The sequence below is a fragment of the Pedobacter psychroterrae genome, from assembly GCF_004331695.1.
GTDB lineage: Bacteria > Bacteroidota > Bacteroidia > Sphingobacteriales > Sphingobacteriaceae > Pedobacter > Pedobacter psychroterrae.
In genome coordinates, this window is sequence record NZ_SJSL01000001.1 from 1,860,580 (window position 1) to 1,881,724 (window position 21,145).

Here is a 21,145-nt window from a genome sequence, read left to right on the forward strand (position 1 = left end):
GTATATGTTTATTAGAATTCAGGTACATCGTCAACAAGACCGTCTTTTGTTTTTTTAGCTTTTTTTTGATTACCCTTCTTAGGTTTGCTTGCAGGTTGCGAATTGGTATTTGTAGCGTTAGCAGGTTTTTTCGCATCAACAGTGTCTTTTGCTGACCGGCCATCTCCGTCTACAACGGCCGTACTGTCACTTTTAATATCATCGTTTTTATCAAATGCAGCATTCAATCCAAATATCAGCATCGTGGCTACCAACACGATACCAATTATAGTAATAATTTTTACTTTGCCAGTATTATTAAGCTGGATTAGCTGTTTATTTAAACGATCATTTTCATTCCTTAGTTCATTTATAATACCTGCTGCCTCTTCATTACTAAAAAATACCTGATGATGGTTGCAGATTGCTTCATGCAGTTCCATTCCATTTGCAAACCTGTTTCCAGGGTTTTTCTCCAGACATTTGCTGATAATTTGCAACAGCCATGCTGGCGCCAGCATCTCCTGCGCCTTCTTCTCTTCGGTCCAGCCTGATGGAAGATGAGCTTTTCGCAGTTCAAGTAGGTCAGGCAAAGCTTTTTCTATATGCGATAACATCACTGTATTGCGTGAACTTTCAGACTTATTGATTAATGGAAAGGGAACCGTACCCGCTAACAATTCGTAGAGAATAATTCCGAAACTATAGATGTCACTCTGAAAAAGCATCTCTCCCTCATGTTGTTCCGGGGACATAAATTCTACTGCCCCTGCATGACGTAAACTGGTACGCCGCTGCTCGTCTGACATTACGGACAGGCCAAAATCCAGCAAGACATAGTTACCCGTAAACTGGTTGAACTTTATATTGTTGCTTTTAATATCACCATGTTTCACACCCACCTTATGACAATGCGCAAGGGCACCTGATAATTGATCTGCCAGTTTAATCGCTTCACGTATTGAAAAAACTGCTGAATGCGGCGGCTTTAGCAGCTCCTCCAGATCTGGGCCTTCTATGTATTCCATTTCAATAAATGGAAAAGAGCCACTCTCTGTAAGGCCTGAGTTTAGTATTTTAACTACATTTGGGCTAGGGTCTTCATTTACCTTTTTTAATTTTTCTACCTCGTTCTGAAAATCCCTGAAATTCTTATCATCCTTGTTTTCAGTATGGATGGGTGTTGGCAATAACTTTACAGCAGAAATGATGAAACCCATCCTTTTTCCTTTATAAACAGATCCCTGCCCACCGGTGCGCAGCGCGCCCATATTTTCGAGTCCTTCAGTTATTGTAAATACCTTTGCCATTTCTGATTATTTCATATGGTAACTAAACTCTAAAACTGCCGACTCACCCAAAATGATCTGATCACCCTCATGGAGGATATGACCAAGCTCTGTAAAGGTAAGCTTAACAGGATTGTGATCTGTGATTGACCTGACCTTTACTTTATTTCTTGGAGGAACACCGCCATCATCTGCAAATAGAATAAACGATGCCGAATCCTTGTTCCATTCGATGTGTGCATGTTGTCTGCTTATATATTTATTGGCCGCATTGCCGCTGCCATCAGGAAATGCAATTTGATTTTCCCGCATGAATCCTTCTCCATCCTGGGCTTTTCTTTCTCTTCCTAAATTGATTTTACCATCTGTGGAATTGATGGTATAGGTTGCCTGTTCCGCTTCTCCGTTAAGTATCCTGATATAAGCAGTACTTGATTTGTTTACTACCGCGTGTTCGGGAGTTCTGATACCCAGTGAAACATTTAAATTTGCCATTCTGATACCAGTTGCGGGAAGTTCTTCTACAAAAAACGTTTCCAATACCCACTTTTCCGGAAGGTCTATTGCAAAGTCGTCTGCGATCCTTTGCACTTCATTTTTGAACCGGCTTTCATCTTCAAAGAATATGGCAGAGTCGTACATAAAACGTTCAGCCGGCAAGCAGGCAATGTAAAGCTGGACTCCCTTTATATGCTTTCCTTCTCCGCCTTCCAACTTCTGCAGTTCTTGTTTAATAAAACCAAGTATAGCCTCTCTGATGGCCTTTACATCCTGAGGTTTATTGTCTTCATTACTTTTATTAAATAGGTTAAACATGCTCATATCAATTAGCTATTTCATTTGTCACATAACCGAGGGCCTTTAAAGCTGGTACAACATGTTGGCCTGCCAACAATACCGCTTTGCTTGATCCCTTTGTCGATTCAATTCTTATACAGACTACTACATTTCCCTTGCCAGATTTATTTGGTGTGAAAAAAACGTACCAACCATCATTTATCCGCTCCCCCTTCCAAATTCTTTCCGGTGTTCCTGTTTTACCGGCTACTTTTAACTTCAATGCATACGACTTATTTACACTTTGTTTGATCATATAATCTTTTAGCAGCGCAGCATACTGCGGATCACTGGTCAATTTAATTCCTGACCTCACCGTGGTTGTAGAATCACTTATCTTTAACACATACCTGTTTGGAACCAATACTCCTTTATTGGCGACACCAGATGCCAGTCTCGCTATTGCGGCGGGGGTAGCAATCAGTTCACCTTGTCCCCAGGCCATGCCTGATATTCCTTTTGCCCGGGTCCTCCGTATTCTTGTAGGGTCATACTTGGGTTTGGTATTAAACTCAGTCTTACGCCAAAGTTCACGCCATTTATTTTCCTGCTTTATGTTTGCAGTATCACTTTCAAAATAGTAGCCGCCAACACCCCTGAGGAACATACCTGTCTTTAAATATAATGAAGCCATGTCTTCCTGTAGCTGTTCTTCGTTTGCCAGTTTAATGAAATACACATTGTTTGAATTGACCACTGCACGCTCCATACCTATTGTTCCGGTTTCATCCGGCTCTATACCCTTGGTTCGGATCCTCTCTGCCATGCTTACATGAAACGTTTTTTTGGCGGCAGCTACCCCCATTTTATTGAATGCAGCCATTGCAGTAAGGATCTTGGCTGTAGAACCGGGTTGGGTGGCGTAAGTAAATCCCAGATCTGCATTGGTATACCAGCCGGTCAGTTTATTTTGTTCAGCAGTAGTCATGGTCAGCATTTCCCAGTCGTTTATCTGAGGCAAGGGATATACTGCAGAAGTAAGCACGTCTCCTGTACCGTCATCCATAATCACTACGGATACCCGGCTATTCTTAAGTGAATCATCCAGTGCCATTGAATGTTGTATGGTACTTTGCAGGCGGGCGTCAATAGTTAGTTTAACATCTCTGTTTCGTTTTTTAAAGGCATCAACTGCCGAACTATTTATACCTTTTAAAAGTAATGGGGCCAATGCAGCATAATCCCTTTTGCTGACTGTCATTTCTTTCACGCCTCTCGGGAGAAAACGGTCTTCACTGTATTTATTTGCTTTGGTAGTTAAGGAAAGGGTAGGCGTGTAAAAGCCCCTTAGTTCAGCAGCATGTTCATATTCCGCAAAATAACCGTTGGTACTGCCATTGAAGACACCCGTATTTTGATCTCCTGTCCAGAAGAAAGTATGCGCTTCAAATGGATAATAACGATCCACGCGTTTATGCACAGCTGAATCCAGATTATAAGTTATTCCGGAAATATTAAGTGTATTTTTTTGTCTTCTTATCAGATCTGGGTCACTTGTGGCCAATATTCGTCCTTTTCTGTCAAACAATTGACCTGCTTCCAGTTTGTTCATCAGGATCCCAATACGGGGATTATAGCTAAACATACGCAGACCGCTTCGATCTGCTACCAGGGCCGGGTTTACCACCCATTTGTCATTGTCGATGATATATTTTGACACAGTAAAGGTAAGCAGCAAAACTGCGATACTTGCCGATAACAATGCCGGTACGAGATTTTTATCCTGCTGTTTGGTGATAAACTCCATTTGTAGGGGCGTGCCCCGGATTGTCGAAATTGAAAGCAAGATACCTGCTGCCACCATATTTGCTACTAATGATGATCCCCCGTAACTAATAAACGGGAGGGCAACACCTGACAGGGGCAGGGCCCCCGTCGATCCTCCGGCAATGAGCAGGAACTGAACAAACATACTTATCCCAATGCCTGCACATAAATAAAATAAAAAAGGTGTCCCCGTTTGCCGGCCTATAATAATTGCTCTGTTTAGGAAAACGAGAAATAAAATGAATATCCCGACAATTCCGGTCCATCCTAACTCTTCTCCGATCGCGGGCAATATCATATCTGTATGTGCCTCAGGAATGTTCTTTGCAAAACCTTCACCAACACCCTGACCGCTGACACCTCCTCCTGAAATGGCCCATATCCCGTTGGCCACCTGATCGCCGCCATAAACTTCATTGTTCCATGGATCCTGCCATATCGATTTACGTTCAGCAAGCCTGTTTACCGGGCCAGGTATGAGTCTGTCCAAATAAGGAACCTGATCGATCAATAGAAAACCCGCCATAACCATCACTACCATAATGGCCGATTCGCTGGTTTGCTTTTTATTAAGCAGCATTGCAAGCGCAATTAATGCCACAGTAACCAGCGTTGCAATCCAGATATTTAAGAACCAAACCGCCAATGTATAAATAATTATGGCTATGAGCATCATCATAAAATCTCCTCGTGAAAATGAAAAGAGAATGATAAAAGTAAAGCAAACCACCATGGCAGGTCCAAGATCACCCAGTACCAGGTACATTAAAATAGCAATAATCATCGCCGCCAATGCGAAAGAAAAGAAATACCAGCGTTTGTGCCAGCTCCGGTATTCTGTAATGAACCTTTCATTGCTTGCAAAAAATCCTGCCAGAAATAATATGATTGCATACTTGACAATTTCGCTTGGCTGTATCCCAAATAAATTTACCTTCACACCGCTGCCTTCTGGTCCGCTGCCAAAAACGATTGTCAATGCCAGCAAGGCCAGTGCCATTACTGCCCATTGCCATCCATTGGCTTTGCCGTTACTGCTGTTGAGGACAAACATTCGGTACAGGCTGGAATCTACGGTGAATTTTCTAAACTTTATAGTCAGTAAAAAACACATACCCAAAATACCTATTGCAAAAAACATCAAAGTGTCCCGAGCCAGGAAGCGGTCCCTCAATGGATCCTGGAGGCTCAGCAAAGCAATGAAAGATAATCCCGTCATTAACATAATCACAGGAAGTATCAATTTATCCGCATGAGGATATTTATACGTCAGCAGAAGATGAAGCGCTATAAATCCTGCAAAGAAACTCCCTGCAATGATGATAAACCATTGGTTAAACTCTTGCGGACTACGCACAATAAGAGACTTTTCTTTTTTGAGGATCTTGAAGTCCCTGGCAGAAAAGAGCCTGATCGTGTGTGGAGATTGTCTAAAATTTAGTTCCGCGTCGTCACTTAGTTCCTGGACACCTTGCGACCTTCCATATTGAAATCCGGGTTTCAAAGGCAATACAGCAAATGCTTTATCAGCTGGTAGTCGCTTAAACAGATAACTTCCGTCTGCGTCTGTACGTGTATACGCAATTAACCCTCTTTTTTTTATAGCGGCCTCTTCATCATTGTTTTCAACCTCCGTATACGCACTGTCCTGAGGGAGGATCATTTGGAGTCGTACGAGTACTCCTGCGGCAGCTTTTTCGTCCTTTCCGACAATCCTTCCGCCAATATTATGTTCACCCAATCCAAGATCGATTTCAGCAGGTATGGGGGGAGGATTACTTCTTTCCTGTGCAAAACGTGGCGCGTCTTCGCCTGTGTAGCCCAACAATTTCCTTGAGTCAGCAGCTCGTTTTTGAAAATCTTTGCCACCATTTGTGAAGGCATAATCTGCGTCAACAAAGAATTTACTCTTATTTAGCTCTCCGATATTGTCTATCGGCCTTTCAAATGATTTGATCCCAATGCTTACCGTATTTTCTATCAGCCTGATATCTTTTTTATCTTCAAAATAATACCCCTTTTCTAACAATGTTTTGATAAGGTTACCAGGATTTTTATGGTTCATGTTTACCATAGTCCCATTTTCAAGCCTGGTTGCTACATCGGTGAAATTGCGCTGCAAAGTATTATAAAGCGTGCAAAATAATGCGCCTAATACTACGGTTATCAGAATAATAAAAAAATGCTTCTTAATCATTCGATGTGGTTGGTAAAGAGTCCGTTTTAAAACTGCTGTTTGGTATTTTTCCGCTGATGTGTTTTTTAAGAGGAAAATGATATATGCTTTCTATCGCATTAGGACTGTTAATAAAACTTACATTCTTAAACAGTAGTGCATTGTTTTGTGAAGATATTACGGTATTGAAATCTTCAAAGGTCAGATTTTCCAGGAAAATATATTTACAGGCAGTCTGTATCTCAATGGCCTTTCCTTTAAATAAGGTGTCACTTTTAAAGACCAGGTTGTTTTTTGCAATGATAAACAAGGTATCCCTATTTAATTGTAGTGGTTCGCTTATGGTAATGGGCGACTGAAATAAAGAATCGGTCAGTATCAATGTATTCCCTTTCAAATTATTCAGGGTGTCCTGAAGTCTTTTCTCCTGTGCATTTCGCGGATTCTTAAATGGGCTTAACTTTTCCTGTTTCTCCTGATTTACATTTTTGTTATTCAACCAGATCAGATAGATGCATGCGCAGACTAGCAAGAAACACAATGTCCCAAGTATCATTAATCCGGTTCCTTTACCAGATTTAACCGGAACTGGTATGGTGTGGTTTTCAATTATTGGCGTTTCATTTGATTTAGGTGCTGACACTTTTTCAAATGTACTTACCGGACTAACTTTACTGTGCGTAACCGTAGCGGGTTTTAATGCTTCTTGTTTTAGAGCGGGGTTGTTATTGGTTACCAAAACAACCGTTATATTGTCAAGCCCCCCGTTTTTATTAGCTGCCGCAATTAGTTCATCTCCCTTTTTCTCCAATAAAGTCTCCTTCACTAAAATATTAGTAATATCCTGTTTATTCAACATGTCTGAGAGCCCGTCGCTACACAATAGCAGCATATCACCCGGTAGAAATGGAGACTGGCCAGTCTCTATATAATCATCCTGAGCGGTAAGGTTGACGCCAAATCCAAGGGCTTTATTAATCTCGTTTCGTTTAGGATGACGCATCGCCTGATCTTCCGTAATGCGGCCGCTATCTTCCATAAAGCCAACAAAAGATTGGTCTTTGGATATTTTTACCAGAGAATTGTCGCGTAGTAAATACAATCTGGTATCGCCTACATGTGCATAATAGAATTGATTTCTGTTTAGGTCTATTAATGCAAGTGTAATTACACAGGCCATATTCTCATGAGCCTTTACTGTTTGCTTTTCAAGCATGATCCTTCCGTCTGCATCAACGATTGCCCGTCTCATCAGGGAAATGAGATCTCCAGATGGCTCATTTAGGTGCTGCAAAATTGATTTTCTAGCAATATCTGCTGCGATCTCACCGCCAGAATATCCACCTACGCCATCTATTACACATGCAATGATATACTGATCGCCACTTGTCTTTTCGGCAATGAAGGTGTCTTCATTGTTGTCTCTAACTCGTCCTGTATCAGTAATTCCAAAATAATTTTTCTCCATGCTACTTGGTTGGATTTTTAATGTCTTTAAAATGAGCGATCAAAAGAATCACACATATAACGAATAGCGCGATAGATAAAGCATTCGACATAAGGTCAGGATTTAAATATATTGATACCAATAATGCCGTTTAGTATAATTCTTGAATTCACCGGCAGTTCAAACCATTTTGGCCCGTTTATATCGCTTCTTTCAATTAGGATCTCATTTACTATGGTCTTTTCCCCAAACGATGCCAAATAGAATTTGTCTTTATCCTTATCATACCTTATTTTTAGGTGAGGGGTATTTACCCATTCTGACGGGACCTTAAAAATATTCTTCTCCTCCCTCGTTTCTTCATTTCCGGAGACGATGATGTCTTCAGTTTTCATTAAGTACTCTACTTTTTTTCCCGCGTATGCCTGATCTGGAAGGGTGGTCTCAAACCGGGCCAGAACAGCATTTTGCAAGTCTTTTAAGGGTTTGTTTTCATACTTTAAATTATCTACATAGGGGATCTCATAATAACCTTCGCTGTAAAAAATAAAGTCTTTTAAGATGTCATTGTTGATATCAAACGTTTGGGCCATTCCTGTCTGCCTTGGTATAAAAGTAACTCTGAGGTTTTCTTCCTTCTGAACACTATCAGGCAATAATTTACCGATAAAGCTCAAGTCGCCTGGCCGGTAGTCCGGGTGAGAAACAAACCTGAATACCCATTTATTACTAGATGGTTCTGCTTTTCTACCCTTCGCAATTTCCTGGTTCAGTATGTCGTAAAAATTCTTTACGGATTCCTGTGAAATCAGTCCCAAAATTCCTTTTTTATTATCCAAAAACTCGCGATAATCTTCCGCGTTCAGACAAATAATAAATTCATGATAAAATACAATGCGTTCGGCAAATGACAATTCAGCTATTGACTCGCGGAATTTGTCGATGATATATTTATATACAATATTAGGTGTTAGTGGCTTCGGTTTGGCCGAGGCTGCTACGCCGTTGTCGGACAAAAACCAATCCTGAATTCCCAATCGTTTCCAAATTGTAGGTTTTGTAGTCATTGATTACTTATGGTATTAAAATTATAACTGAATATAATATAAAGGTGTATAATTTTAATAACAAAAGTTGGTGAATGATGTTTGTTTTTCCTCAGATAGTTATTTTAAATGCCAACATATTACCATCTGATGAAACCCGCTATGGAAATAGTCGCAGCTTACTGCTTACTCAACTTTAACAAAGCGGGTGCCGCAGCCTTCAATGCAATTCGGCCTGAGATTCAGCGTTTGTCCGGAAATACTTATGCCAAAAGTATAACTGATATTTCCTTTGATCGTGACCTCCAGACGTGAATTTGGCAGTACTTTGTAGCTGATGGGGTCATCCCTAAAACCATTCCCTTCTATGGTACCATCTGAGTTGAATTTGATGTATAAAGAGTCGCCTGCTATCGGTTTCCATACTCCCTTTCCGTCTCCGGCGTCGATAAGGCTTTCTGTAGCTTTCCATTTTCCATAAAGCTTGGTAACATCAAATTCAATAGCTTTAATAACTGGCTCGGGTTCTTTCACCTCATCAACAGGAATTGGACTTTTGGTACAGGAAATAAATCCTGCACTGAAAGCGATAAACAGGATCAATAGAGCTTTTTTCATAACGTTAATTTTTCAGTTTTCAAATTTAAAAGGATTTATCGGCCTACATGCTACAAGATGTCGCAAAATGCAAACCTATAGGATGATAATTTGATAAATATAATTAAAATCCATAAATCGGTATAAAATTTTTTATACTGGGGAAACCGCAAGATGGCCGGGCAGATTTTAAACCATGCAGGAAGGGACAGGACAGTCCCTTAATAAAAAGTCATTATCTTGGACTTATCTAAATAAACCAAACTATGAATTATAAAGCCATCTGTAGGTGCCTATTGTTCCTGACGTTGATTACAGCAGCGCTGCATGTTTCCGGACAAAAGGCAAGTGTCGTCCCAGTTCAAATGAGATGTGAGTATCTGGAAAATCCTGTAGGACTTGATGAGTCACTTCCTCGATTAAGCTGGACATTAGCCGCAACAGATACTGCATCATTCGGGCAAAAGCAATCAGCTTATCGGATTTTGGTGTCGAGTAGTTCGTCAAATTTAAAAGTAAATAAAGGTGATGTTTGGGATTCAGGATGGCAGAAGTCATCGCAAATGCAGCTCATTAACTATAATGGAAAAAAACTGCTATCTGATCGCACCTATTTTTGGAAGTTAGCAGTAAAAGATGAAAAAGGACAGATTTCACGTTGGAGTAAGCCAGTATATTGGACAACTGGTCTTTTCAGTCAGGCTGAATGGAAAGCGAAATGGATAGGTACAGCTCAGATATTTGACCCTGGACAACCAGATTGCAATATCAATGACCCCTGGTTAAGGAAATCCTTTACGATTAAAACTAAACCCGCACGTGCTACATTTTTTGTTGCCTCGGTTGGTTATCATGAGGTGTACGTAAACGGTAAAAAAATTGGTAACGATGTTTTGTCGCCAAGTGTTACTGACCACAGCAAGCGTGCAAGATATGTGGCTTACAACATTGCTCCCGAACTAAAACCAGGGAAGAATGTGATTGCAATTTGGCTGGGAACTTCATGGTCTATCTTTGGGCCATATATTATAAAAGACAGACCAAACACCCCTATTGTGATTGGACAAGGAGCAATAAACGGAAATATTATAGCAACTGATGAAACCTGGAAGACACACGATAGCCCCAATAAACTTTTGGGTGTATGGGATTTCGGAAAAATGGGCGGTGAACTTTGGGATGCAAGGAAAGAAATGGATAATTGGAATACAATAGACTGCGACGAAAAGTCCTGGACACAAGCAGTAGTTTATAAACCTAAGCTAATATTGTCAGCCCAGCAGGTAGAACCAAACCGGTTGTTTGAAGAAATTAAGGCAGTTTCGATTGAATCAAGATCAGATGGAAGTTACAGAGTAGACATGGGGGTTAATTTTGCCGGATGGACATCTGTAAATGTAAGTGGAAAACCCGGAGATAGAATTGACTTCCTATATTCAGAAAGGGCACAGGATGACATGACGTTTTCCCTTCATAGTGCTTTTATTCTGGGTAAAGGAGGTAAGGGGACATTTAAAAACCGTTTCAATTATAGTTCCGGAAGGTGGATCACCATCAAGGGCTTAAAAACTAAACCGGCGTTGAGCAATATAAAAGGTTGGATGGTGCGGACTAATTTTTCCACTGCTACTAAATTCGAAAGTTCTGATCCTTTGCAGAACTGGATATACCATACCGTGAACTGGACTTTTGAGAATCTCTCATTGGGTGGATATGTCGTAGACTGTCCGCAGCGGGAGCGCCTGGGGTATGGAGGTGACGCCCACGCTACCTGTGAGACAGGTATGCTTAACTATGAACTGGGTGCATTTTACACCAAATGGATGGAGGATTGGAGAGATGTGAAAGGTACTGAGACGATAGTAGGCAATATGCATGATCAAAAATGGGCGCGTAATGGAATAATGAGCGGCAGACCCCTGCATCCTGGTATATTACCTCATACCGCCCCTACCTATATGGGTGGTGGTGGCCCGGCATGGGGAGGCATTAATGTAATCCTGCCATGGCTCTTTTATCAGCAATATGGAGATAAGACCATACTGGAGAAAAATTTTCCAATGATGATCGATTGGCTGGAATTTCTTGATACCCATACTCAGGACAATATGCTTGTCAGGTATGGCGGCGACTGGGATTTTCTTGGCGATTGGTTATGGCCGGGAGCGACTGCTGAAGGTATGAATAACAATAAGCCACAGACAGTTTTTCTCAACAATGCATACAGGGTATTTAACCTGCGTACAGCAGTAAAAATTGCAAAAATAATCGGCAAACCTGACGCTGCTGCAAAATGGCAGCGACAGGCCGAGCTATCCAGTGCGGCCCTTCATGCTAAATATTATAATGCGGAGGATTTTAGTTATTCAGACAAGTCTATGGGAAACCTGGCAGCTGCTTTACTGGGTGATATCATGCCTGAAAATTTAAAGCGTACCGTTATGCAACGTCTTGAAAAAGAAATTTTTAATGTGAGAAAGGGCCACATCCACGTAGGCATTACTGGTGGTGCGATGTTGTTCAAAGTGCTTAGAGATGCTGGACGTGACGACTTGATCTATTCTATGACCTCACAGACCACCTATCCAAGCTGGGGCTATATGAAAGAAAATGACGCCACCACTATCTGGGAAATGTGGGAGAAAGATCTTCCCGGACATTCGTTGTTACATAGTTCCTATCTTTATCCTGGTGCCTGGTATATAGACGGATTGGCAGGTATCAAGAGCGATTTGGATTATCCTGGTTATTATCGCTTTATTTTACGCCCGCCATCTTTAAGTGCTGCACAGATGAAGTGGGCTAAGGCAGATATGAATTCTCCGTCAGGTAGGATTAAAGCAATGTGGAAACGTGATATGGGTAACCTCAGCTATTCAATTTCGGTTCCGCCAAACTCTTTGGCAACACTACAGATCCCTATTGCAGAAGCGGGAGCGATGTCGGGCGATACGAAGTATGTAAAAGCTAAGGGAGTAAAAGATGGCTTTAAGCTGTTTGAACTTAGCGCTGGCAATTACCGGCTTTCCTTTGATCAGGCCGAGATGCCATAGCTCATAAAAATCTGTATCTTTGTAGCCATTATGGGAACTTTACTGGATCAGGGAATCAAAGGATATAACAATTATGGCACGCACCTTAAAGAAAAATATAAGGGTCAGCGGGTATTTAAAGTAATTGTTGATGGTGGTTTTACCTGTCCTAACCGCGATGGTAGTAAAGGTTATGGAGGTTGCACCTATTGCAATGTGGATTCATTTACCCCTGAGTTATCCCGCAAGCTTCCCACCATACGTGAGCAGTTGGAGCAGGGTATGGAACGGGGGAAAGGATTTTATAAAGCAGACAAGTTCATTGTATATTTTCAGCCAAATACCAATACTTATGCGCCTGTACATTATTTAAAAATGATGTATGACGAAGCACTTTCTATCAATCCTCAAGATGTAGTTGGCTTTTCAGTCGGTACACGCCCAGATTGCATTGATGCTGAAAAAGTTGCGCTGTTGGAAAGCTATTGCGACCGTTTTGATGTAGATCTTGAAATGGGTATGGAATCTATTTATGACGAAACACTCAATCAGATCAATAGGGGCTGCAGCCATGGGGAATTTGTAGAAGCTGTAAAATTATTAGAAAATAGCAAACTGGATCTTTGCGTTCACACCATTTTTGGCTTTCCATGGGAAACCGAAGCAATGATGCTGGGTTATATTCATGAAATCAATCGTTTTCCACAGATTAAATTCGTGAAATTTCATCATCTTCATATCGTAGAAGGTTCAATAATGGGTGCTAAGTATAAAAAGCAGCCTTTTAAGTTGTTCTCATTAGAAGAATATACAGATTTACTCTGCAAATTGATCCCATTGCTTAGGCCAGACATTGTTATTCAAAGATTGTTTGGTATTTCTGACTGGGATTTATTGATAGCGCCCAACTGGGGCTTGAATAAGTCTTCAATACAAACTTATATAGATAAAGAAATAGAGCGCAGGGGAGTAGTACAAGGATCCGCTTATTTAGCTTCTTCAATATAAGGTCCAAACAATTCAATTACTTTTTGCTTTCGGTATTCAAAAATTTGTTGCAGTTTCTCATCGACAAATATACTGTTTGCCAGTCTGCCAAATATTCCCATTGGTAACCCATAAGTCAATATATCAATCATTTCAGTACCTCCCTCGATTTCTTTAAAATGATGCTGATGGTGCCAGAACTTATATGGCCCAAATCTTTGTTCATCAATAAAGTACTTTTCCGGAGCGATTTGGGTGATTTCCGTCATCCAATCTAATTTTATGCCCTTTATCGGAGATACTTTATACGTAATGATCATACCCGGGTACATTTTATTTAATATACCTGGATCTGAGGTAACCTTAAAAGCCATATATGGTGGAGTTATTATAGCAAGATTTGCCGGTGAAGAGAAAAAATCCCAGGTTTTTAAAAGAGGCAGCGGGATTTTTTGATTAAAAGTCAGGTGATATGATTTCATGTATATATACTATATATATAAAGATACAGCTAAACATGCAGGATTGTTACGAGTAAAAACATTTTGCGATCGCTACTTGGATTTATTCGGTGTTCAGGTGATTTTCTTTGAAAACACTTCATTTTTATTTTTTTAACAAAAAAACTAGGCTTTTAATTGCTAATTATTATAAAATATCAAAAAATGAACCGCTATTTTGTTATAAATTCATGTTTGAAGACAAAAATCGACTAGAAAAACACTAAATTTTTAAAAATGTTTTATAAAAAATGACAAAAGTTGAAATTAATTGCTAGTTTTATAAAAAAATCAAATAACACATAATTAAAAACAAGTAAATCTAACATTATGGCAAAAGTTTTATTCAAACAGTGGGGCCCATTTGCAGTTTTAATGATAATTGCAATTTCAGCGCTCTTTATTCCATTGCTCCCTAATTTTGATGAGGGAAAATACAGCGGACCAGATATCGCGTTTGTATTAATTTCTGCTGCTTTGGTATTTATTATGACTCCAGGGCTTGCATTTTTTTATGGTGGTATGGTTCACCGTAAAAATATTCTTTCTACAATGATCAAAAGCGTGGTAGCGGCTGGTGTAATCACAGTTCTTTGGGTTGTGTGTGGCTTTAGTTTGGCTTTTGGAGAATCTATCGGCGGGTTGATTGGAAATCCTAAGACCTTTCTTTTCTTCCAGGGGGTAAACTCCAGTCCTTCATGGAGCCTGGCGGCAACTATTCCACTTTCATTGTTTGCTGTTTTCCAACTGATGTTCGCGATTATTACTCCGGGACTTGTTGTTGGAGCAGTTGCTGAGCGTATCCGCTTCACTTCTTATATTCTATTCATTTTGTTGTTTGCACTGCTGGTTTATTCACCGCTTGCACACTGGTCATGGCATCCGGAAGGAATCCTGTTCAAAATGGGTGTCCTTGACTTTGCTGGTGGTACTGTAGTACACATTTCTGCTGGTATGGCTGCTTTAGCTGGTGCTTTGGTGTTGAAACGCAGAAAATCACATATTGAACATAAAGAAGTGCCACCTGCTAACATTCCTTATGTGCTAATCGGTACTGGTTTACTTTGGTTTGGATGGTTTGGTTTCAATGCAGGATCTGCCCTGGGAGCCAATAGTTTAGCGGTTTCAGCTTTCCTAACTACTAATACAGCTGCGGGTGCTGCAGGACTGGCATGGATGTTCTTTGATGTAGCAAGAGGTAAAAAACCTTCTGTTTTAGGTTTTTGTATAGGTGCAGTAGTTGGTTTGGTAGCCATTACGCCAGGTGCCGGATTTGTAAGTATCCCTTCAAGTATATTCATAGGTGCTATCGCTGCGGTTATTTCTAATCTAGTGGTTTCATGGAAACAAAAAACAAGTCTTGATGATACATTGGACGTATTTCCTTGCCATGGTGTAGGTGGTATCGTTGGTATGTTGTTAACTGGTGTTTTCGCTACTAAAACCGTAAATGGTGCTGGTGTTGACGGTTTGTTCTACGGAAACCCTGAATTTTTTATTACTCAGTTAAAAGGTGTGGTGATTGTTGTAGTATTCAGTTTTGTAATGTCATTCATTATTTTCAAACTGATCAATCTTGTACAGCCTATCCGTGTATCTGAAGAAGAAGAAGAAGAAGGATTAGATGCTAGTCAACATAATGAAAAATATTCTCAGGGCACACTGATTGTAGCTTCTACAGGTGCAGAGATAGAAAATACTTTTTAAGGAAGAATCTAATCAGTTGTTAAACGAGCGTATTCAATTGTATAAATTTCAACCTAAACCATAAACAAATTATGAAATTAAAATCTATATTAACCATAGCAGCTATCTCGATCGCATCACTTACCTACGGACAAGAAGCTTCAGAAGCACTTCAGATCTCAGGCTCTGTTGACACCTATTTCAAGTACGATTTTGAAAAGGCACCAAACATCAAAACCTATTTTGCAAACGAGCACAACTCTGTTTCTTTAGGTATGATCGATCTTGCTTTAAAAAAGACCACAGGAAAAGCATCATTCGTTGGAGAGTTGTCTTTCGGTCCAAGGGGTCAGGCGCAATCTATCGCGCCTAGCGCTGACGGTGAATCATTCCATATTCAAAACCTGTATGTAAACTATGCATTTTCAGATAAGTTTACTATGACGGCAGGTTACATGGGTACATTTGTCGGCTATGAAGTGATCTCCCCTGTAGCGAATTTCAACTACTCTACATCTTATCTTTTTGGTTACGGTCCGTTTCAGAATGCGGGTATTAAAGGAACATATGCTTTCTCTGGTAAAGCCAGCTTAATGGTGGGCTTATTCAACGACTGGAATGCTTACCAGGACCTTAATGGTGTTTCTCATATCGGTGCGCAGTTAATGCTTGCTCCGGTAGAAGGATGGTCAGCTTATATTAACTTCCTTTCAGGTTCTTCTGCTGGTTCTCCTGGTACGGGTACCATTATTGACCTTACTACAGCTTATCAGGTAACTGAAAAATTTAAGTTGGGTTTAAACGCTGCTGATTATTCAATTGCCAACGACAATGGCGGTTATAGCGGTGCGGCTATCTATCCTCAGTATGCGTTTAGTCCAGCTGTTGCGCTTGGTCTTAGAGGAGAGTATTTTAATATTAAAGGTGCCGGAGGTGCAGCAGACGCAAGTTTAACTGCTATCACTGTTTCAGGAAATCTTAAAGCCGGTGGCTTAACGTTCATTCCTGAGATCCGTTTCGACAGCGATGAAGATTTAAGCCAGAGCTTTATGAAAAGCAATGGTGCCGCAACTAAATCAGCTGCGCAATTCTCGTTAGCCGCTGTTTATGCATTCTAAGAGATTTTAACTATTATTCATTAAATTCGAACCGTCAGAAATATTTCTGACGGTTTTTTTACTTTCTATGATGAGACTAATTTTTCTTTTCCCTTTGTGGTTATTTGCAATGCAAATATCGGCTCAAACGGCTTCTTTACCTGTAGATGAGCGTGGCGTACATACTTTTTTGGAGATATCAGAACTCGGTGCGGCAAAAAAAGAAACAATGCCTGCCAATGTTAAGCATTTTTTCAAAAGCAATGCCAAAGCATTAAAATTACGCTCCTCAAAAGGGGATACAGCTTTTACAGGAACAGGCAAGATGATCCTGACCAAAAGCACAGCTGGTATAGGACATCCCACTGCTGAAGTAAATTACAATATTTTAGTGGAGCTTAGAGAAAACAAATACAGGCTAATCCTTACTGATTATATTGTTACTCCTTACGAACGCGACCGTTATGCAAATTTTGTGCCCTCAACTACTAAATACCGGCTTGAGGATAAACCAGGAAAACTAAACCGTGGTGAATGGGAGGGTAATATGAAGTATATCATAACCGAATCCGGTAAGCTTTCAGCCAAATTGAAGACTGCAATGAACACTACTCAAGCTATTTCCAAGCCAGAAGCAGAAAAACCCGCTGCCGTCTCAACTACAAAATGGTAATATCTATCGTTTAATGCACCATCTTGTCTGCGCAAGTACTGCTTGCGAAAGCTTCGGGCTTGGCTTTGAAAATAAAGCCCATGCTAAGGATGTAACCCATCGCCTCGTTTAATGCTTTGTTTGATTTAAACATAGGGTTGGTATTGATGTCTGCATGAACTTCGAGATCCACATCGTACAGGTCCAGCAGGTCACATATGGCATAAGCGGTTTCTATAGATTTCTGTACCTCCACTAGCATACGCTCTTTGATGCTCATTCGTTGAGGATTTTTTTCCTGATGGATATACATAAAGCCACCATGGTGTTCCCGTAATAGAACAATTACCGTCGCAAAATCAATAATACCACCTTTTACCTGTGAATCTGTACCAATACATACTTTCAGACGATAGCCTTTTTCAGTTTCCCTGATGATCGCTTTTTCTACTTCTTCGAGAATGGAAGAGCCGATTACTTCTCCACTAAATTTTTTCCATATCATACAATATTGGTTCTAAGAAACTGATATTCAGCTTGCTTAAAAATAAGTGTATAAAATTAAAGTAGTGTTAATTATAGATTGTTTAATTGCTAACAATTAATTAGTTGTCAACACATTACCTTATCTTTGACCCCATGATGGTAGATACAATACTGGAGAAATTAAAGATCACTTCCTTAAATGAAATGCAGCAATCAGCCATTGCGGCAGCAAAAAAGGGGAGCGACGTGGTTTTACTGGCACCTACAGGATCTGGTAAAACAATAGGTTTTTTAATACCGGTACTGAATAGCCTTAACGCAGATATAAAAGGTGTACAGGCATTGGTATTGGTTCCGTCGCGTGAACTAGCATTGCAGATTGAACAGGTTTTTAAGCAAATGGGTACCGGGTATAAGGTCAACTGCTGCTATGGTGGTCACCCAGTAAAGATAGAACGCAATAACTTTGGGCAAGCCCCTGCAGTGCTGATAGGTACTCCTGGTCGTATCGCATACCACCTCCGTCATCAGAATTTTGACGAATCCGGGATTACCACACTGGTCCTGGATGAATTTGACAAAGCACTTGAGTTTGGCTTTCAGGAAGATATGTCATATATCATACGTCAGCTTTTATCCCTCAGGCAGCGCATCCTTACTTCTGCCACTTCAATGCAAGAAATACCGGAATTTACAGGAATAAATAATGCGGTGGAGATTGATTTTCTGAAAGACATCAAAGTAAAACCAGACCTACAGCTCAAAAAAGTACTCACTACCGCAGCTGATAAATTAGATACCTTATTCCAGCTCATTTGCAAAATTGGGTATAAAACTACACTGATTTTTTGCAACCACAGGGAAACGGTAGACCGCATCAGTGATCTGTTAATAGATAAAGACCTTGCCCATGATATTTTCCATGGCGGTATGGAACAGGACGAAAGGGAACGTGCATTACTGAAATTCAGAAATGGTAGCATTAAGATTTTGATTACTACCGATCTTGCCTCAAGAGGATTGGACATCCCTGAAGTTGAATGCATCATACACTATCAGTTGCCCTACACCGAAGACGCATTCCTCCATCGCAACGGGCGCACGGCCAGGATGAACGCTAAAGGCACAGCTTATCTGGTCATAGCTGATGATGAAAAATATCCGTTCTTAAAAGAAAACATTGCTGAAGAGAACCTTAAAGGTAATTTTGACTTGCCAAAGGACAGCGAATGGCAAACTTTATACATTGCTGCAGGTAAAAAGGACAAAATAAACAAAATTGATATTGTAGGGCTTTTAATCAAAAAAGGCGGACTGCAAAAAGAAGAGGTGGGAATGATTGAAGTCAAGGACCAGACCTCTTATGTTGCAGTAAAACGTACCCTGGTAGACAAGGTGCTTTCTGCACTTGCGAACGAGCGTATAAAAAATAAAAAAGTAAAAATAGAAATAGCAATGTAACATGAGTAATAACGACATACTTAAGAAACTGCGGGTAGCACTGGAACTGACTACAGATGATATCATAAAAATTACAGAACTGGTTGGTTTAAAGGTGACAAAAGCCGAGCTTGGTGATATATTCAGGAGCGATGACCACCCTAATTTTAAACCTTGCGGAGACCAGATTTTAAGGAATTTTCTGAATGGACTGGTGATCTACAAACGCGGACCAAGACCTCCGAAAAATAGATAAAAGAAGCCCTTGGTTCCACGTAAAAAAAAGTTTATAAATTATTACAAATATATTTTGCTAAAACGGTTTAAATCACTTTAATTTGACTAGTAGAATCGAATGATTCTATTTTTATCAAATTAAACCACAATGAACCAAAAATCGGCTGAACTTCCCTTTATTGGGGTTGACATAGGTGGCTCCCATATTACTGCAGCGCATGTTGATTGCACCACACATACATTAATAGAAGACAGCATGAAACGTGAGCGTGTGTCTTCTATGGACGAAGCTGACGTCATTATCAATTCATGGGTGTCGGCACTTTCCTCGCTGGTACAGAAGTCTGGTGAAGATTCCTCAAGGATTGGCATAGCGATGCCCGGTCCGTTTGATTACAAAGAAGGGATTTCCCTGATGAAGGGAATGCAGAAATATGACGCATTGTATGGCATGAATATCCGTACAGTACTTTCGGACAAACTGGGGATACCACGTGAGCACATCATCTTTATCAACGATGCGGAAGCTTTCCTTCGTGGTGAACTTGCTTCCGGAGCGGCGGCAGATTATGATAAGGCCATTGGTGTTACACTTGGCACAGGACTGGGTTCTACCAGCAATTGCAAGGGAGAGACCATCGATGTAAACCGTGCTTTTGTACCTTTTCTGGACAGTATAGCCGAAGAGTATATCTCAACAAGATGGTTTTTAAAGCGGTATAAAGAATTGACCGGCAAGGAGATCAGGAATGTGGAAGAACTCCTGGGTACTGAATGCAATGACACTAAAAATAAGCTGTTTGAAGAGTTTGCTACTAATCTGGCTTCCTTTTTAAATGATTTTATTGCAGATGAGCAGCCAGAGGTGCTGATCATCGGAGGCAATATTGCAAAAACATGGGATTATTTCATCGACCAACTGGAAGAAAAGATTATTAACAAGTCTGTAGTGATCAGGAGAACTGAAATGTGGGAAGATGCAGCGCTGGTAGGTGCGGCTTGTACCTGGATATAGAATATTATCTTTATGCCAATTTAAGCACTATGAAGAAGTATTTAATTACCATTGTTTTCCTATGTATATACTCGCTGGTAGCCCTTGCTGCAAAAGTAGACACCGTTCTCACCTACAGCGCCTCCATGAAAAAGAATATCAAGGCTGTGGTCATCACTCCTGATAATTATGAAAAGGGTGCTGCCTATCCTGCTGTTTATATTCTGCATGGTGCAGGGGGTAATTATTCTGAATGGGTAAATAAAGTTCCCGCGATAAAAAAATATGCTGATGAGCGGCAGATGATCGTTGTTTGCCCTGATGGTAATGTAACCAGCTGGTACTTTGACAGCCCGGAAGATCCTGCCTGGAAATACGAAACTTATGTGAGTACTGAGCTGGTAAACTGGGTAGATCAAAAATATAAAACCATTAAGGACAGAAAGGGCAGGGCCATTACTGGCCTTAGCATGGGCGGACACGGTGCTTTATACCTGGCTTTTAAGCATCAGGATACATTTGGTGCAGCAGGCAGTATGAGTGGCGGGGTGGATATCCAGCCTTTTCCATTAAACTGGGATATTGCAAAAAGACTGGGAGCCAAAGACAAGTATCCTGAAAGATGGGAGGCAAATTCTGTTATTGAACTTACTCATTTGCTGATTCCCAATAAGCTAGCGCTGATTATAGATTGCGGAAGAGATGATTTCTTCTATAACGTCAATATGCAGCTGCACGAAAAATTGTTGTACGGTAATATTCCACACGATTTTATCATCAGGCCAGGAGTACACAACTGGGAGTATTGGGGCAATGCTGTTGGCTATCAGTTCATGTATTTTAGCAACTTCTTCGGTAAGAAATAACAAAACTTTAGCGGGTATTCGTTATCTTTA

At 40.5% G+C, this 21,145-nt stretch carries 17 protein-coding genes; 9 read left to right on the forward strand and 8 right to left on the reverse strand.

Annotated features, from left to right (window positions below):
• Positions 1 to 11: 11 nt before the first annotated feature.
• From EZ437_RS08210 to EZ437_RS08235, 6 genes are all read right to left on the reverse strand, one after another.
• The gene (locus tag EZ437_RS08210; protein ID WP_131594986.1) at positions 12 to 1,289 is read right to left on the reverse strand and encodes a serine/threonine protein kinase; all 1,278 of its coding nucleotides are present in this window, start codon (positions 1,287 to 1,289) and stop codon (positions 12 to 14) included.
• A 6-nt stretch (positions 1,290 to 1,295) separates the two neighbouring features.
• The gene (locus EZ437_RS08215; protein ID WP_131594988.1) at positions 1,296 to 2,084 is read right to left on the reverse strand and encodes an FHA domain-containing protein; all 789 of its coding nucleotides are present in this window, start codon (positions 2,082 to 2,084) and stop codon (positions 1,296 to 1,298) included.
• Between the two features lie 7 nt (positions 2,085 to 2,091).
• A complete protein-coding gene (locus EZ437_RS08220) occupies positions 2,092 to 6,069 on the reverse strand; it encodes an FtsW/RodA/SpoVE family cell cycle protein (protein WP_131594990.1) in 3,978 nt (1,325 codons plus the stop codon).
• Positions 6,062 to 7,516 carry a PP2C family protein-serine/threonine phosphatase gene (locus tag EZ437_RS08225; RefSeq protein ID WP_131594992.1) on the reverse strand — a complete coding sequence of 485 codons (1,455 nt, stop codon included), beginning with the start codon at positions 7,514 to 7,516 and terminating at the stop codon, positions 6,062 to 6,064. The genes EZ437_RS08220 and EZ437_RS08225 overlap by 8 nt, the downstream gene beginning before the upstream one ends.
• 95 nt (positions 7,517 to 7,611) lie before the next feature.
• A complete protein-coding gene (locus EZ437_RS08230) occupies positions 7,612 to 8,562 on the reverse strand; it encodes a hypothetical protein (protein WP_131594994.1) in 951 nt (316 codons plus the stop codon).
• Between the two features lie 165 nt (positions 8,563 to 8,727).
• Positions 8,728 to 9,159 (reverse strand): hypothetical protein, encoded by a 432-nt coding sequence (locus tag EZ437_RS08235; protein WP_131594996.1) that lies wholly within the window; start codon positions 9,157 to 9,159, stop codon positions 8,728 to 8,730.
• A gap of 245 nt (positions 9,160 to 9,404) precedes the next feature.
• Between EZ437_RS08235 and EZ437_RS08240 the strand changes: the two genes are divergently transcribed.
• Positions 9,405 to 12,191, forward strand: coding sequence for a family 78 glycoside hydrolase catalytic domain (locus EZ437_RS08240; RefSeq protein WP_131594998.1), 2,787 nt, complete (start codon positions 9,405 to 9,407; stop codon positions 12,189 to 12,191).
• Between the two features lie 30 nt (positions 12,192 to 12,221).
• Positions 12,222 to 13,178 (forward strand): TIGR01212 family radical SAM protein, encoded by a 957-nt coding sequence (locus EZ437_RS08245; RefSeq protein ID WP_131595000.1) that lies wholly within the window; start codon positions 12,222 to 12,224, stop codon positions 13,176 to 13,178.
• Here EZ437_RS08245 and EZ437_RS08250 read toward each other — a convergent pair.
• Complete coding sequence (locus EZ437_RS08250; protein WP_131595002.1) at positions 13,157 to 13,639, reverse strand: SRPBCC family protein; 483 nt, start codon at positions 13,637 to 13,639, stop codon at positions 13,157 to 13,159. The two genes, EZ437_RS08245 and EZ437_RS08250, sit on opposite strands and share 22 nt — an antisense overlap.
• A gap of 348 nt (positions 13,640 to 13,987) precedes the next feature.
• Here EZ437_RS08250 and EZ437_RS08255 point away from each other — a divergent pair, with 348 nt between their 5' ends.
• The 3 genes from EZ437_RS08255 to EZ437_RS08265 all read left to right on the forward strand — a co-directional run bounded on the left by EZ437_RS08255 (position 13,988) and on the right by EZ437_RS08265 (position 17,113).
• Entirely contained in the window at positions 13,988 to 15,364 is a 1,377-nt protein-coding gene (locus tag EZ437_RS08255; protein WP_131595004.1) for an ammonium transporter, read from the forward strand.
• Between the two features lie 71 nt (positions 15,365 to 15,435).
• Positions 15,436 to 16,461, forward strand: a complete 1,026-nt coding sequence (locus tag EZ437_RS08260) for a porin (protein WP_131595006.1) — start codon at positions 15,436 to 15,438, stop codon at positions 16,459 to 16,461.
• A 67-nt stretch (positions 16,462 to 16,528) separates the two neighbouring features.
• The gene (locus EZ437_RS08265; protein WP_131595008.1) at positions 16,529 to 17,113 is read left to right on the forward strand and encodes a hypothetical protein; all 585 of its coding nucleotides are present in this window, start codon (positions 16,529 to 16,531) and stop codon (positions 17,111 to 17,113) included.
• Positions 17,114 to 17,123: 10 nt separating this feature from the next.
• Here the strand turns inward: EZ437_RS08265 and EZ437_RS08270 are convergent, their stop codons facing one another.
• Positions 17,124 to 17,597 (reverse strand): ribonuclease H-like YkuK family protein, encoded by a 474-nt coding sequence (locus tag EZ437_RS08270; protein ID WP_131595010.1) that lies wholly within the window; start codon positions 17,595 to 17,597, stop codon positions 17,124 to 17,126.
• 134 nt (positions 17,598 to 17,731) lie between these two features.
• Between EZ437_RS08270 and EZ437_RS08275 the strand changes: the two genes are divergently transcribed.
• The 4 genes from EZ437_RS08275 to EZ437_RS08290 all read left to right on the forward strand — a co-directional run bounded on the left by EZ437_RS08275 (position 17,732) and on the right by EZ437_RS08290 (position 21,115).
• Positions 17,732 to 19,039, forward strand: coding sequence for a DEAD/DEAH box helicase (locus tag EZ437_RS08275; protein ID WP_131595013.1), 1,308 nt, complete (start codon positions 17,732 to 17,734; stop codon positions 19,037 to 19,039).
• Between the two features lies 1 nt (position 19,040).
• Positions 19,041 to 19,274 (forward strand): DUF1456 family protein, encoded by a 234-nt coding sequence (locus tag EZ437_RS08280; RefSeq protein ID WP_131595015.1) that lies wholly within the window; start codon positions 19,041 to 19,043, stop codon positions 19,272 to 19,274.
• Between the two features lie 129 nt (positions 19,275 to 19,403).
• Positions 19,404 to 20,270: an ROK family protein gene (locus tag EZ437_RS08285; RefSeq protein ID WP_131595017.1), complete on the forward strand. Its 867-nt coding sequence runs from the start codon at positions 19,404 to 19,406 to the stop codon at positions 20,268 to 20,270.
• A gap of 29 nt (positions 20,271 to 20,299) precedes the next feature.
• Positions 20,300 to 21,115 (forward strand): alpha/beta hydrolase, encoded by an 816-nt coding sequence (locus tag EZ437_RS08290; protein ID WP_131595018.1) that lies wholly within the window; start codon positions 20,300 to 20,302, stop codon positions 21,113 to 21,115.
• The last annotated feature ends 30 nt before the right edge of the window (positions 21,116 to 21,145 follow it).